The following is a 14,825-nucleotide window of genomic DNA, read 5'->3' as shown; positions in this document are numbered from 1 at the left end:
GCGATGATCATGGCGTTTCTGCGCTTCGAGCTGCGCGAACAACTGCGCTCGCCCTTCCTGTGGTTGCTTGCCGTGCTGTATGCGCTGCTTGCCTTCGCTGCGCTGGCCAGCGATGCGGTGCAGATCGGTGGCGGCATCGGCAATGTGCTGCGCAACGCGCCCACCGTGATCGCCACCCTGCTGGGCCTGTTCACCTTGCTCGGTCTGCTGGTGACGACCTTGTTCGTCAGCAATGCGCTGCTGCGCGATTTCGACCTCGGTACCGCCGAACTGGTGTTTTCCACCCCGGTGCGGCGCCGCGATTATTTGATCGGCCGCCTGGGGGCGGCGCTGATCGCCGGCATGATCATGTATGTGGTGATCGCGGCGGGCATGTTCGTTGCGCAATTCATGCCCTGGATCGATCAGGCCCGTCTCGGGCCGGTGGCCGTGCTGCCCTATCTCTGGTCGTTGCTGGTGCTGGTGCTGCCCAACCTGCTGTTCACCACCGCCTTGCTGGCGGTGCTGGCGGTGACCACACGCAGCATCCTGTGGGTCTACATCGGCGTGATCGTGTTCTTCGTGCTCTACGGCGTGAGCCGCGCGCTGCTGGCCGATCTGGACAATGTGTGGGTCGCCACCCTGGCCGATCCGCTGGGTATCCGCGCCCTGTCGCAGACGCTGCGTTACTGGTCGGTGGAACAACGCAATCAGGGACTGCCGCCGTTGGAGGGCTATCTGCTTGCCAACCGGGCCCTGTGGCTGGGCATGAGCGCGCTGTTGTTCGCCGCCGTGTTCGCTCTGTTCCGCACCGAGCGCAGCGGTACGCGCCGGCGCCGTGGCGCAGCACCGCAGACGCCAGTTGCCGCGCCAGCGAACACCCGCGCTGCTGCGGTGCATCGCCTGACAGTGACGCCGCGCTTCGACGCAGGCACGGCATGGAAGCAACTGCTGCAGCAGGTCCGCTTCGATACGCTGGGCGTGATACGCAGTGCGCCATTCCTGGTATTGCTGGCCCTGGGCCTGGCAAATTTCATTCCCACCGCATTGTTCAACCAGCGCATGTTCGGCACTGCGATACTGCCGGTGACCTCGGTCATGCTGGAAGCCTTGCAGAACAGCTACAGCTTCCTGCTGATCATCGTGGTGCTGTTCTATGCCGGCGAGCTGGTATGGAAGGAGCGCAGCAATCGTATCGACGGCATCACCGATGCCATGCCGATCCCCAACTGGGTGCCGCTGCTCGGCAAGTTCGTTGCATTGCTGGTCGTGATCGTCAGCTTCCAGCTCGCTGGTGGGCTGACCGCGATCATGTTGCAGCTCGGCCGCGGCTACACCAGCATCGAGCCGCTGCTCTACCTCAAGACGCTGGCGCTGGGGTCGGTGCTGTACGTGCTGATGGGCGGCATGGCATTGGTGCTGCAGGTGCTGAGCAACAACAAGTTCGTCGGCTACGCCTTGCTGGTGCTGGTACTGATCGCACAGTCGGTGCTGTCGATGCTGGATTACACCCAGAACCTCTACACCTTCGGTGGCTGGCCCAACGCGCCGTATTCGGACATGAACGGCTTCGGCCACTTCCTGCCCGGGCAATTGTGGTTCCAGGGCTACTGGGGCGTATTCCTGCTGGCCCTGTTACTGCTGTCCTCGGCGTTCTGGCCGCGCGGGGTCGGCCACCGCCTGCGTCAACGCACGCGCCTGGCGCTGCAGCGACTGCGCGGCCCGACCGGGGCGGCGTTGGCAGCCAGCATGCTGGCCTTCGCCGCGATCGGTGGCTGGCTGTACTGGAACACCAACATCTACAACACCTTCCTGTCGCCGGAACAGCAGCTGGATCTGCAGGCACGCTACGAGCGCGACTACCGCAAGTACAAGGACCTGCCGCAGCCGCGCATCATCGCCGTGGACAACCGTGTCGACCTGCATCCGGAAACGCAGTCGGCGGTCATCGACGCCACCTGGACCGTGCGCAATACCCATGCCGTGCCCATCGGGCAGATCCATATCGGCATGCAGGGTCGCGATGGCGACCGCAGCCTGGTGCACGTGGATCTTGGCGGGCAGACCCTGCTCACCCATGACGTCCCGGCCGGCTACCGCATCTACCGTTTGCAACGTCCGCTGCAGCCGGGCGAGCAACACGTGTTTCGCTTCCGCGTCGATCTGCATCCGCACGGCCTGACGGCCTCGCAGGCGCAGACCGAACTGGTTGCCAACGGCAGCTTCTTCAATAGCCAGATGTTGCCCTGGTTCGGCTACAACACCCAAACCGAGCTCACCGACCGCAACGACCGCCGCAAGCGCGGGCTGGGCGAGCCCACGCGCATGCCCAAACTGGAAGACCAGGCCGCACGCGCCAACACCTACATCAGCAACGACGCCGACTGGCTTGACTTCGCCAGCACCGTCTGCACCGCGCCAGACCAGATCGCACTGGCCCCTGGCTATCTGCAGAAGGAGTACCGCCAACAGGGCAGGCGCTGCTTCCGCTACGTGATGGATCGCCCGATGCTCAACTTCTATGCCTACCTGTCGGCACGCTGGCAGGTGCGCAAGGCCTACTACAAGAAGATTCCGATCGAAATCTATTACGACCCCAAGCACCCGTACAACGTACAACGCATGATCGAGGGCGTGCAGAAGTCACTGGCCTATTACGAGGCCAATTTCACCCCATACCAGCACCACCAGGTACGCATCATCGAGTTCCCCGGCTATTCGCGGTTCGCACAGTCGTTCGCCAACACCATCCCCTACTCCGAATCGATCGGTTTCATCGCCGACCTGCGCGACAAGGACGCGATCGACTACGTGTTCTACGTCACCGCGCATGAAGTGGCGCACCAGTGGTGGGCGCATCAGGTCATCGGTGCAAATGTGCAAGGCGCCACGATGCTGTCCGAGTCGCTGGCGCAGTACTCGGCGCTGATGGTGATGGAGCGCGAGTACGGGCGCGCGCATATGCGCCGCTTCCTCAAGTACGAACTGGACCGCTATCTGGAAGGACGCGGTGGCGAAACCATCGACGAACTGCCGTTGTACCGGGTCGAGAATCAGCAGTACATCCACTATCGCAAGGGCTCGCTGGTGTTCTATCGCCTGCGCGAGGAGATCGGCGAAGCAGCGCTCAATCGCGCCTTGCAGCGCTTTCTGCAGGCCAAGGCGTTCCAGCAGCCGCCATACACCACCTCCGCCGAGCTGCTTGAGGCCATTCGTGCCGAGGCACGCCCGGATCAGCAGGCAATGATCACCGATCTGTTCGAACGGATCATCTTCTACGACAACCGGGTGCTGAGCGCGCAGGCCCGCAAGCGCCCGGATGGACGCTTCGATGTGACCGTGCAGGCGCAGGCCACCAAGTTGCAGGCCGATGGGCGTGGCAAGGAAAAGCCGGTGGCGATGGACGACTGGATCGAGGTGGCGGTCTACGGCCTGCCCGACGGCGAACATGCCGATCCTCCGACGCTGGCGCTGCAACGCCAGCATGTCACCAGCAGCGCCCCCAGCTTTACCTTCACCGTCGATCGCCTGCCGTTCGAAGTCGGCTTCGACCCAGACAACAAGCTGATCGACCGGGTGCCCGACGACAATCGCAAACGGGTGAGCCTGGTAGCGAAATGAACGGCGTCGAGCCTACGGGCTGAAGCCAGCGGCAATCGGGACACCGCGTTCGCGGCAGCGGTGTGCCGGGCAACGCGGACGGCATCGATACCCATCGCCGACCGGCGGGAGCAGGGGGCCGGGTGTCGAGACGGCCCTCACGCAGCGCAGGCTTGCGGCAGCGGGGTGATGACGGGCGCCGATGGCCTGCCCGGCGCCGCGCCTCGACTTGCCGCTCAGCGTGGTGTCGCCCGACGGCGTGGCAAGCCAGGCTCTGCCCGGCAGTGCCGGCTCGCCGCTTGCCGCGCGCTGCGGCTGCTCATGCCGCCCGGCGCCGCCGTGGCACGGCGGTGTGCCGGCTTGCGCACGCGTGCCGCATGAACGCCTCCCGCGCGACATCTTTCCGCCACCATACCCCGCGGTATACATTCGCGGGCAGGCCGCCGACGGCGGCCCTAGCAATCCCTGGGAGGGGAAACATGCGCAAGACCTTCAAGACCCTGATCGTGGCCCTGCCGCTGGCCGCCGCCTCGCTGCTGGCCCAAGCCTCCGATTCGCCGGTAGGCCGCTGGAAGACCATCGATGACGAGACCGGCAAGCCCAAGTCGGTGGTGCAGATCGAACAGGCTGCCAACGGCACCCTCAGCGGCAAGGTGGTGGAAATCCTGCAATCGGCCAAGGGCCCGAACCCGCTGTGCGACAAATGCGATGGCGAGCGCAAGAACAAGCCGATCAAGGGCATGACCATCCTGTGGGGCCTCAAGCCCGACGGCACCGCCGTGTGGGGCGGCGGCTCGGTACTGGATCCTGCCAAGGGCAAGACCTACAAAGCCAAGATCACCTTGACCGAAGGCGGTAAGAAACTGCAGATGCGCGGCTATGTCGGCATCGAAGCACTCGGCCGCACGCAGACCTGGGTGCGCGAGTAACGCCGACGCCACGCAACACGGCGGTGGTGCGCAAGGCGCCGCCGTCCGCCGAGCGCTCCCGGCATGGGAGCGCTCTTGGCCCATGCATTCTCCAGCGTGACCGATCGCTGCGGCGTTCCGCGGTCCATGGTCGCGCCAGCATTGTCGAGCGGGTCGACCGTACCGCACTCCCCGTGTTGGCAGCCGTCGACGGCTCGACCTGCGAACCCGCGCCCCATCGGTGATACGCCATCGGGTCACTGTCACTCCGGCCAGGTCTGCCAGCCAGGCCACCGCCCCGATCAGGGTGGCAACGCCATCATGCGGTTTGCTGGCCGATTCGATCGGCAAGACACGCTGCGCCACCGCGATGCCATGGCCGGACGGCTGCGGGCTTATCGCAGCGTGCCCGGCATTCGGCATTCGGCATTCGGCATTCGGCATTCGCAGAATGCTGCGCCCATGTGAACTGTTGTCGCCCTGCGCGAATCAGGCGATCGAAGTCCGTTGCAAAGCGAACCCAACGGTGAGAGAAGTTAACGGATGGTGAACTGCAGTGTTCGGTTCATCTACCAGTCATCGCCTTGTCATCCAGCGCCGCGCCATCCCGGAGACACCACCCATGTCGTTTCGCACCCGGCCCCGTGCCAGTTCCCTGAGTCTTGCCCTGATGGCGGTGCTGACCGCCTCCAATGCCGCAGCGCAGTCGCAGACCAACGCGCCCCAGGACGTCGCCGCCTCTGCCCCAGCCACATCCGCAGCGAATGCAAAACAATTGGATTCGGTCAAGGTGACGGGCTCGCGGATCGCGCGCGCCGGCTTCGATACGCTCGAACCTGCCAACGTGGTCGGCCGCGAATACATCCAGGGCTTCGGTTTCACCAATGTTGCCGATGCGCTTTTCCAGCAACCGGGTTTCGATGCCGGCGCATCTTCCCGCGGCGACCAGGCGGGCTTCGGCGCGGGCGTCAACTTCCTGGGCCGCTTCGGACTGGGCTCCAATCGTCAGCTGACCCTGGTCGATGGCCGTCGCTTCGTCACCTCCAACCCGCCGACGGTGTTCGGCCCGGCAGGCGGCGGCACCCAGGTCGATCTCAATGTCATCCCCACGATCCTGATCGATCAGGTCGAAACCATCGGCGTCGGCGGCGCCCCGACCTACGGATCGGACGCGATCTCCGGGGTCAGCAACATCATCCTGGTAAAGAATTTCGAGGGAGCCGAGGTGCGCATGGGCTATGGCCTGACCGACCGCGGCGACAACGAACGGTTCAATTACTCCGCATTGCTCGGCAGCAATTTCGGCGATGGTCGCGGCAACGTGACCATCGCCCTGGACGCCGACAACAGCCAGGGCGTACTCGGCACGGCACGTCGATTCCTGCGCCAGAGCTATTCGGTCCGTCCCAATCCGTCGGCGCGCGCGATCGCCGCCTTCCAACCAGGCCGGACCCCGGCCAACGATGGACGGGTCAATCCGCAAGTCGGCTTCAACACCGGGCCCAACGACGGCATTCCTGGCCGCGTGCTGATCCGTAACCGTCGCATCGCCGACATGACCTGGGGCGGCCTGCTGTTTCCCGCCGATGGCGACACCACACGCGATGCCAGCGGGCAGTTGCGTGGCTTCGGCGGCAACGAGGATCAGTTCGTCCAATTCGATCGCAACGGCAATCTGGTGAGCTACAACCCCGGGACCAACTTCGGGACCAGCGACGCCTCCGGGGGCGATGGCGTGGACCTGACCGAAACCAGCCAGATCATTTCCGACCTGGACCGCAAGTCGGTGTTCGCGCTCGGCAATTACGACTTCACCGATCAGCTGACCGGCTTCTTCGAAGCCTCGTTCTACAGCGCTACTGCGCGCGAACTGGTGGACCAGAACGTCTACAACGCCGCCGGCTTCGGCATCGGCTCGGTAGATGGCAGCGGCGACCAGAGTGGCGCCTTGAACTTCAATATCAACAACCCGTTCCTGTCCGAGCAGAATCGGCAGGTATTGCGCAGCCTGGGCACGGAAGACTTTCTGCTCTCGCGGTCCTCGCGCGATCTGGCCATGAACAACTCCGGCACCGATACCAACCTGTGGCGCGCGGTGTTCGGCCTGCAAGGCGCCTTCGATGCAGCCGGGCGCAATTTCACCTGGGAAGCGAGCGTCAACCACGGCGAAGGCAATTTCGACTATTACAACTTTGGCCTGATCCAGCAGAACTTCATCAACGCGCTCAACGTCACCCGCAACAGCGCCGGGCAGATCGTTTGCGACAGCACCGCTGCCGGCACCACGGCCGATCCGGCCTGTGTCCCGTTGAATCTGTTCGGCGAAGGGGTGGCCTCCCCGGCTGCACGCAGCTATGTCACCACGCCCACCCATGCCCAGGCGCAGATGAAGCAGACGGTCTTCAACGCCAACATCACCGGTGCGCTGATGGATCTGCCCGGCGGCGAACTGCGCTTCAACGCCGGCTACGAGCGGCGCAGGGAGGAAGGCAGCTTCACGCCGAGCGAGTTCGAACGCCTGGGCCGCGGGCGCTCGGTTCCCATCGCCCCTGCATCCGGCCAGTTCACCACCAACGAATACTTTGGCGAAATCCTCGCGCCGCTGGTCAAGACCGATGCAGATATTCCAGGGCTGCACCGCCTGGATCTGACCGGCAAGCTGCGTCGGGTGGAAAACACTGTCAACGGCTGGTTCAGCGCGTATACCTACGGCCTGCAGTACGAGCCCATCGCCGGCATGCAACTGCGCGGCAACAAGACCCGCTCGTTCCGCGCGCCCTCCATCGCCGAGCTCTACACCAGCCAGCAGCCGGCGTTCTACTTCATTCCCGAGCCCTGCAGCGCCGCACAGATCGGCAGTGGACCGCGCCCGGCCGTGCGTGCGCGCAATTGCCAGGCATTCTTCGCCGCTTACGGCAACGTCGACCCGGCCTCCTTCGAAGAGGCGCCCAGCAGCCAGCTCGGCTCGGTCAGCGGCAACGCGCGCCTGCAGAACGAGCAGGCCGAATCGTGGACGGCGGGCATCGTGCTGCAACCGGAGTGGATCAAGGGCCTGCGCGTTGCCGCAGACTGGTACGACATCCAGATCACCAACTCCGTGACGACCCTGAGCGCAGACGACATCGCCTCCGGCTGCTTCGACAGCGACACGTTCAACGCCAACGATGTACCCAATGCCAACAGCTTCTGCAGCCTGATCTCGCGCAATCCGCAGACCGGTGTCGCCAACGGGATCCGCACCAGCTATACCAATGGCCCGTACACCAACTTCCGCGGCTGGACCGCCGAGGTAACGTATCGATTCGATCTGGCGGCCATGCAATGGGGCAGCGGCGTGCTGGACCTGGGCTTCTACGGCTACTTCCCCAAGACGCTGGAAAGCGCGGCCGCCCCGGGCGTGCCGCCGGACGAATCGGTGGGCGAGCTCGGTGCATCCAAACGGCAGTTCCAGTGGAATGCGCGATACAGGAGCAATCACTGGGACCTCGGCCTGAGTGCCAACTACGTCAGCGGCGCGGTGTACGACCTGTTGAATACCGTCGAGACCCGCGACTTCCTGAGCATCCCCAGCTACACCAGCTACGACGCCAACATCGGCTATGCGTTCGATGCGCACGCCAGCATCAATCTGGCTGCGCTGAACGTGACCGACAAGCTGGTCGCATTTCCGTCCCTGTTCGACGGGCTGGGCCGCCGCTACATGCTGACCTTGAACTACCGTTTCTAGCCCTCGGCCGGCGACCGGATCCGTCTGGCTCCGGTCGCCGTGCTCGATGGCAACGACGATTCAGACGCTGCGCGCATGGCAGCGTGCACGGGCATGCGATAATCGGCCGTCCCCCGCATCACGCCCGCCATGACCCGCACCGCACTCGTCACCACCGCCCTGCCCTATGCCAACGGCCCACTGCATCTGGGCCACCTGGTCGGCTATATCCAGGCCGACATCTGGGTGCGCGCGCGCCGCCTGCGCGGCGACAAGACCTGGTTCGTCTGCGCCGACGACACCCACGGCACACCGATCATGCTGGCCGCCGAAAAGGCCGGGGTCACTCCGGAAGCCTTCATCGCCAGCATCCAGGCCAGTCACGAGCGCGATTTCGCCGCCTTCGGGGTGACCTTCGATCATTACGATTCGACCAATTCGCCGGTCAATCGCGAGCTCACCGAGGCCTTCTACGCCAGGCTCGAGGCCGCTGGACACATCAGCCGGCGCTCGGTGGCGCAGTTCTACGACCCGGCCAAGGGCATGTTCCTGCCCGATCGCTACATCAAGGGCATCTGCCCCAACTGCGGCAGCGCCGACCAGTACGGCGACAACTGCGAAGTCTGCGGTGCGACCTATGCGCCCACCGAACTGAAGGACCCCCGGTCGGTGATTTCCGGTGCCACGCCGGAGCTGCGCGACTCGGAGCATTTCTTCTTCGAAGTGGGCCATTTCGATGGTTTCCTGCGCGACTGGCTGGCCGGCGATGTGGCACTGCCGGGCGTCAAGGCCAAGCTCAAGGAATGGCTGGACGCCGAGGGCGGCCTGCGCGCCTGGGACATCTCGCGCGATGCGCCGTATTTCGGTTTCCAGATCCCCGGCCAGCCGGGCAAGTACTTCTACGTGTGGCTGGATGCGCCGATCGGCTACCTGTGCAGCTTCAAGACCCTGTGCGCGCAGATGGGCGAAGACTTCCAAGCGCATCTGGTCGCCGGCACCCAGACCGAGCTGCATCACTTCATCGGCAAGGACATCGTCAATTTCCACGGCCTGTTCTGGCCCGCGGTGCTGCACGGCACCGGCCACCGCGCGCCGACACGCCTGCACGTCAACGGTTATCTGACCGTGGACGGCGCCAAGATGTCCAAGTCGCGCGGCACCTTCGTGATGGCGCGGACCTTCCTGGACGTGGGCCTGGAGCCGGAAGCACTGCGTTACTACTTCGCGGCCAAGTCCTCCGGCGGCGTGGACGATCTGGATCTGAACCTGGGCGATTTCGTCGCGCGGGTGAATGCGGACCTGGTCGGCAAGTTCGTCAACCTGGCCAGCCGCTGCGCCGGCTTCATCGGCAAGCGCTTCGACGGCAGGCTCGCCGAGGCACTGCCCGACCCGGCGCAGTACGACCGCTTCGTCGCCGCACTGGCGCCGATCCGCGAGGCCTACGAACGCAACGACGCGGCCAGCGCGATCCGCCAGACCATGGCCCTGGCCGACGAAGCCAACAAGTACATCGACGACACCAAGCCGTGGGTGATCGCCAAGCAGGACGGCGCCGATGCGCTGCTGCAGTCGGTATGCACGCAGGGCCTGAACCTGTTCCGCATCCTGGTGGCCGCGCTCAAGCCGATCCTGCCGCGCACCTGCGCCGAGGCCGAAGCCTTCCTGTCGGCACCGGTGACCAGTTGGGAAGACGTGAGCCGTCCACTGACCGCGCACACCATCCAGCCCTACACCGCCCTGTTCACCCGTATCGACCCCAAACTGATCGACGCCATGACCGACGCTTCCAAGGACACCCTCGCCCCCGCACCCGACGCCGCCAAACCCGCTCCCGCTCCCGCTGTCCCGGGAACCGGGTCCCCGGTCCCGGGTCCCGACTACATCGCCATCGACGATTTCGCCAAGCTCGACCTGCGCATCGGCAAGGTGCTGGTGTGCGAATTCGTGGAAGGCTCGGACAAGCTGCTGCGCTTCGAGCTCGATGCCGGCGAGCTGGGCAAGCGACAGATCTTCTCGGGCATCCGTGGCAGCTACGGCGAACCGGAGACATTAGTGGGCCGCAGCGTGGTGTTCATCGCCAACCTGGCCCCGCGCAAGATGCGCTTCGGCATCAGCGAAGGCATGATCCTGTCGGCCGGCTTCGACGGCGGTGCGCTGGCACTGCTGGATGCCGATGCCGGTGCGCAGCCGGGCATGCCTGTGCGGTGAAGCGGGATTGGGGAGTCGGGATTCGGGATTCGTAAAAGCCAGAACGCATTGTTGAGGGAGACCTGACTCGAGTGCCTGGCGCGCCCCCCTCATCCGCCCCTGCGGGGCACCTTCTCCCGCAGGGAGAAGGAAAGATTTCAGAGCCCCTCTCCCATTGGGAAAGGGGTTGGGGTGAGGGTACGGAGCGAAGCCCGGATGTCTTTACGAACTGCACGTGGCTCCGCCCGTACCCTCATCCGCCCCTGCGGGGCATCTTCTCCCGCAGGGAGAAGGGAAGACACTGCGCCTCCAGCCAATCCCCAATCCCCAATCCCCGCCCCTCATGCACCTGGCCCTGTTCGACTTCGACCACACCATCACCACCTGCGACACCTATGCGCGCTTCCTGCGCAAGGTGGCGACGCCGGCGCAGCTGGCGGCGGCAAGGTGGCAGGTGGGTCCGTGGGTGCTGGGCTATCGGTTGGGCATGGTCTCGGCTGCGGCGCTGCGCGCGCGGGTGACGCGCATCGTGTTCACCGGTCGCTCGCTGGACGAGATGGCAGCGCATGGCATTGATTACGCGCGCACCACCCTGCCGGGCGTGCTGCGTGCAGAGATGATGCAACGCATCGACTGGCACCAGGCGCAGGGACACGAAGTCTTATTGGTGTCGGCCTCGCTGGACCTGTATCTGCAGCCCTGGTGCCTGCAGCATGGGCTGTCGCTGATCTGCAACCGGCTCGACCACATCGGCGGCATGCTGACCGGCCGCTATGCCGATGGCGATTGCGGGCCGCGCAAAGCCGCGCATGTCCGCGCGCATTACGACCTGGCGCAGTACGCCTGCGTGCACGCCTATGGCGACAGCCGCGAAGACAGGCCGATGCTGGCGCTGGCGCAGCAGCGCTGGTATCGCGGCCATCTGGTGCATTGAGACCGCAATGCACGTGCCCACGCCCGATCTGGTCGAACGCCTCGATCGCCTGCTGCCGCAGACCCAGTGCGGCCAGTGCGGTTATGACGGCTGCCGCCCCTACGCACAGGCGATGGCGGACGGCTTGGCCGACGTCGACCACTGCCCGCCCGGCGGCGATGCCGGCGCCCGCGCACTGGCGCATGTGCTCGGCGTGCCCGCACGCCCCTACGACCGCAGTCGCGGCACGCATCTCCCACCGCAGGTGGCCTGGATCGTGGAGGCCGACTGCATCGGCTGCACCAAATGCATCCAAGCCTGTCCGGTGGATGCCATCGTCGGCGGCGCCAAGCACATGCACACGGTGATCGCGCCACTGTGTACCGGCTGCGAGCTGTGCCTGCCGGCCTGCCCGGTCGATTGCATCGAGCTGCATCGGCTCGGCTGACGTCGGCGCTGGGCCGGACGCATCGCCGATCATTCCAGCGACAGTGATCTCCGGCATCCGGTGACACCTCAGCGCCGTCGGGAACGTCCCGACGCCTGGTGGCGCATCCATGCGACGGTAGCGTCCGTATGCATAGGCACTCCCGTCGAGGACCCGCCGATGCGCCTGCTTGCCGCCGCCCTGAACGCGATTGCCGTCCGCTGCCGACCGATTCCGCCGTTGTTGCTGGTGGTGCTCGGCAGCCTGCCGTCAGGCGCGGCGGCGGTGACACGCATCGACGCCGATGCCTTCGACGCCGACAGCGGCGCCCTGCGCTATCGCGAATCGCACTGGCTGCTCGACGACGGTGGACGGCTGGTGCTATACCGCTGTCCCAACGGACAGGCATTCGCGCGCAAGCAGGTCGATGGTGGCGGCAGCGCGCCCGACTTCAGTTTAAGCGATGCACGCGACGGCTACCGCGAAGGCGTGCGGCGGCGCGGTGAGGTGCGCGAGATGTTCCAGCAACCGCCCGGCAAGCCCGAACGCCGCACCCCACTGCCGGCGGGCGAAGACGAACGTGTCATCGATGCCGGCTTCGATGCCTACCTGCGCGCGCACTGGGATGCCTTGGCCACCGCGCCACGACGGGTGGACTTCGTGCTGCCCAGCCTGCAGCGGCAACTGGCCTTTCGCGTGGAACGCATCGACGATGTTGCAGGCCAGCGGCGCTTCCGCATCGCGCTGGACACCTGGTATGGCGCAGCCGTGCCGTCGCTGGAAGTGCGTTACTCCATCGCCGGCAAGCGCCTGCTGGAATTCCGTGGCGTGGGCAATCTGCGCGATGCGCAGGGGCGCTACCCGCGCGTGCGCATCGTGTTTCCGGATACGGCGCCGCGTGCCGGCACCGACGCCGAGCTGCAGCAGGCGCGTGAGCAACCGTTGACCCGCAGTTGCGCTGCTGCGTGATGTCGGCATGCGCCATCTTCACGCCCGGCCACGCGCCGTTGCGTACAACGGCCCGGGCATCCATCCCGCGCACAGGACTACCCGCATGGCAAAGACCTACCTCTGGATCAACGCAGTGCTCTATCTCGCCCTGGCGGTATGGTGCACGCTCTCCCCGGTCAAGACCGCGAACGCGGTGGGCTATACACAGCTCTCGCCGGCCGGCCAATCCGAATACCTGGTCATCTATGGCGGCCTGCAGTTGGGCATGGCGTTCCTGTTCGGCTACTTCGCCTGGGTCGATCAACCGCGTACCGGCCTGCTGGTCGCACTGGCGTTCTATGTGCCCATCGTGCTGTTCCGCAGCGTGTCGCTGGCGAAGTTGTGGCCGGTTTCCACACCCACGGTGGCGCTGGCAGGGGTGGAGATCGTGTTGTTGCTCGCCGCCGCGCTGCTGTGGTGGCGCAAGTGAAGGACAGCGTCGGCCCAGTCCGGTAGCATCGCGCTCACCTCTCCCACCGCCCGACCGCATGAGTGCCATTCCCGGCCACGACGACGATGAAACCGGACGCCTGCTGACCGCAACTGCGGGCGGCGACCGGCATGCCTTCGAAGCGCTGTATCGGCAGACCTCGCCCAAGCTGTTCGGGGTGTGTCTGCGTCTGATTCCGCAGCGCGCCGAGGCCGAGGAAGTGCTGCAGGACGTGTTCACGCTGATCTGGCACAAGGCCGGCCAGTTCGACCCCAGCCGTGCGCGCGGACTGACCTGGCTGGCGATGATCGCGCGCAACAAGGCCATCGACCATCTGCGCGCCAACGCACCGCAGCGCCGCAACGTAGCGTTGGACGATGCTGGCGAGCTGCGCGATGGCGATGTCTCGCCGCTGGAGCGCACCGAGCGCGCCAGCACCCGCCGGCGCATCGACCACTGCCTGGCCGAACTGGAACCACCGCGTAGCGAGTTGATCCGCACTGCGTTCTTCGAAGGCATCACCTACGAAGAACTGGCCGCGCGCACCGACACACCCATCGGCACGGTCAAGAGCTGGATCCGCCGTGGCCTGGCCAAACTCAAGGCATGTCTGGAACGATGAGTACGCCCTTTCCCATCGACCAGGAACCACCGCGCGACGTGTTGGCGGGCGAGTACGTGCTGGGGCTGCTGAGCGCCGACGAGCGCCTGGCGATCGAGCAGCGGATCGCCACCGATGCCGCATTTGCACAGGCGGTATTGCAATGGCAGGAGCATCTGGCTCCGCTGCTGGAAGACATCGCCGCAGTGACACCACCGGATCAGATCTGGGTGCGCGTGCGCCAGACCTTGGGCTTCGATACGCCGCTGCGTGCAGTGCCGGTGGCAACGCCTGCGGTCACCGGCACGCCGGCCAGGCCGCTGTGGAACAACGTGCGCCTGTGGCGCTGGACCACCGCTGCGGGCCTGGCCACTGCGGCGGTCTGCGTGCTGGCGCTGCTGAATCTGCGCACCGCGCCCACTCCCGAGCAACCGCGCCAGACGCCGGTCGTGCAGACGCCGGCCACCCCGCCTGCGCCGACCACGCCACCGGCTACCGGCATTGCGATGACATCGACGCTGGCCACCGAAGACGGGCGTCCCGGCTACGTGGCGCTGATGGATGCCGACCAGCACACCATCACGGTGACGCCGCTGGACCGCACCGCCACCGCCGACAAGGTGCCCGAGCTGTGGCTGATCACGCCCGACGGCAAGGCGCATTCGATGGGCATCTTCGACGATCAACGTGCGCATCGTGCGCAGATCCCCGATCGGTTGATGCCGATGCTGAGCAACGAGGCGATCCTGGCGGTGACGCTGGAGCCACCCGGTGGTGCGCCAGGCGGCGTGGCCACCGGCACTGTGGTGGCCAAGGGCGGCATCAGCACACTGGCAATGGCGCCCTGATCCGGCGCGGCCCGCGCACTGGCGGCGGGCCGCGCGTCGGCGGCAGCGGGCGATGCTGGCTGCAACCGCAACTGCCACCGGCGCCACGTTGCCGACAGGCACCAACGCTGGCGGCACGGCCCGCCATTTCCAGGCAGGCCGCATTTTCACAAGCAACCTCATGCTTGCCAGCGATACTGCGCGCACATCCGTGTAGGCAGCTGCACGCGCGGTCCGCATAACGGGCGCGCTGTCTA

General features: G+C 65.8%; 10 protein-coding genes. All 10 read left to right on the top strand.

Annotated features, from left to right (window positions below; all coding sequences use genetic code 11):
• Positions 1-3: 3 nt before the first annotated feature.
• The 10 genes from LL962_RS06965 to LL962_RS06920 all read left to right on the top strand — a co-directional run bounded on the left by LL962_RS06965 (position 4) and on the right by LL962_RS06920 (position 14,589).
• A complete protein-coding gene (locus tag LL962_RS06965) occupies positions 4-3,600 on the top strand; it encodes a M1 family aminopeptidase (protein WP_228316408.1) in 3,597 nt (1,198 codons plus the stop codon).
• A gap of 458 nt (positions 3,601-4,058) precedes the next feature.
• A complete protein-coding gene (locus LL962_RS06960) occupies positions 4,059-4,508 on the top strand; it encodes a DUF2147 domain-containing protein (RefSeq protein ID WP_104588076.1) in 450 nt (149 codons plus the stop codon).
• Positions 4,509-5,109: 601 nt separating this feature from the next.
• Positions 5,110-8,214 carry a TonB-dependent receptor domain-containing protein gene (locus tag LL962_RS06955; RefSeq protein ID WP_228316407.1) on the top strand — a complete coding sequence of 1,035 codons (3,105 nt, stop codon included), beginning with the start codon at positions 5,110-5,112 and terminating at the stop codon, positions 8,212-8,214.
• 129 nt (positions 8,215-8,343) lie between these two features.
• Entirely contained in the window at positions 8,344-10,401 is a 2,058-nt protein-coding gene (gene metG, locus LL962_RS06950; protein WP_104588078.1) for a methionine--tRNA ligase, read from the top strand.
• 322 nt (positions 10,402-10,723) lie between these two features.
• The gene (locus LL962_RS06945; RefSeq protein WP_228316406.1) at positions 10,724-11,314 is read left to right on the top strand and encodes an HAD family hydrolase; all 591 of its coding nucleotides are present in this window, start codon (positions 10,724-10,726) and stop codon (positions 11,312-11,314) included.
• Positions 11,315-11,321: 7 nt separating this feature from the next.
• Positions 11,322-11,741 carry an Rnf electron transport complex subunit RnfB gene (rnfB, locus tag LL962_RS06940; RefSeq protein ID WP_228316405.1) on the top strand — a complete coding sequence of 140 codons (420 nt, stop codon included), beginning with the start codon at positions 11,322-11,324 and terminating at the stop codon, positions 11,739-11,741.
• A gap of 159 nt (positions 11,742-11,900) precedes the next feature.
• Positions 11,901-12,689 (top strand): hypothetical protein, encoded by a 789-nt coding sequence (locus LL962_RS06935; protein ID WP_228316404.1) that lies wholly within the window; start codon positions 11,901-11,903, stop codon positions 12,687-12,689.
• An 85-nt stretch (positions 12,690-12,774) separates the two neighbouring features.
• Entirely contained in the window at positions 12,775-13,140 is a 366-nt protein-coding gene (locus LL962_RS06930) for a DUF4345 family protein (protein ID WP_104588081.1), read from the top strand.
• 58 nt (positions 13,141-13,198) lie between these two features.
• Entirely contained in the window at positions 13,199-13,762 is a 564-nt protein-coding gene (locus LL962_RS06925; RefSeq protein ID WP_104588082.1) for a sigma-70 family RNA polymerase sigma factor, read from the top strand.
• A complete protein-coding gene (locus LL962_RS06920; RefSeq protein ID WP_228316403.1) occupies positions 13,759-14,589 on the top strand; it encodes an anti-sigma factor in 831 nt (276 codons plus the stop codon). The genes LL962_RS06925 and LL962_RS06920 overlap by 4 nt, the downstream gene beginning before the upstream one ends.
• Positions 14,590-14,825: the final 236 nt, after the last annotated feature.

The organism is Xanthomonas sp. NCPPB 1067, assembly GCF_020783795.1.
GTDB classification, from domain to species: domain Bacteria; phylum Pseudomonadota; class Gammaproteobacteria; order Xanthomonadales; family Xanthomonadaceae; genus Xanthomonas; species Xanthomonas melonis.
The sequence above is the reverse complement of the archived record's forward strand: the minus strand, read 5'-3'. Positions and strand labels throughout refer to the sequence as shown.

What these genes read in the sequence shown, in the direction of transcription:
- LL962_RS06965 (WP_228316408.1), top strand. Translation starts at nt 4, where the DNA reads ATGATCATGGCGTTTCTGCGCTTCGAGCTGCGCGAACAACTGCGCTCG.
- LL962_RS06960 (WP_104588076.1), top strand. Translation starts at nt 4,059, where the DNA reads ATGCGCAAGACCTTCAAGACCCTGATCGTGGCCCTGCCGCTGGCCGCC.
- LL962_RS06955 (WP_228316407.1), top strand. Translation starts at nt 5,110, where the DNA reads ATGTCGTTTCGCACCCGGCCCCGTGCCAGTTCCCTGAGTCTTGCCCTG.
- metG (WP_104588078.1), top strand. Translation starts at nt 8,344, where the DNA reads ATGACCCGCACCGCACTCGTCACCACCGCCCTGCCCTATGCCAACGGC.
- LL962_RS06945 (WP_228316406.1), top strand. Translation starts at nt 10,724, where the DNA reads ATGCACCTGGCCCTGTTCGACTTCGACCACACCATCACCACCTGCGAC.
- rnfB (WP_228316405.1), top strand. Translation starts at nt 11,322, where the DNA reads ATGCACGTGCCCACGCCCGATCTGGTCGAACGCCTCGATCGCCTGCTG.
- LL962_RS06935 (WP_228316404.1), top strand. Translation starts at nt 11,901, where the DNA reads ATGCGCCTGCTTGCCGCCGCCCTGAACGCGATTGCCGTCCGCTGCCGA.
- LL962_RS06930 (WP_104588081.1), top strand. Translation starts at nt 12,775, where the DNA reads ATGGCAAAGACCTACCTCTGGATCAACGCAGTGCTCTATCTCGCCCTG.
- LL962_RS06925 (WP_104588082.1), top strand. Translation starts at nt 13,199, where the DNA reads ATGAGTGCCATTCCCGGCCACGACGACGATGAAACCGGACGCCTGCTG.
- LL962_RS06920 (WP_228316403.1), top strand. Translation starts at nt 13,759, where the DNA reads ATGAGTACGCCCTTTCCCATCGACCAGGAACCACCGCGCGACGTGTTG.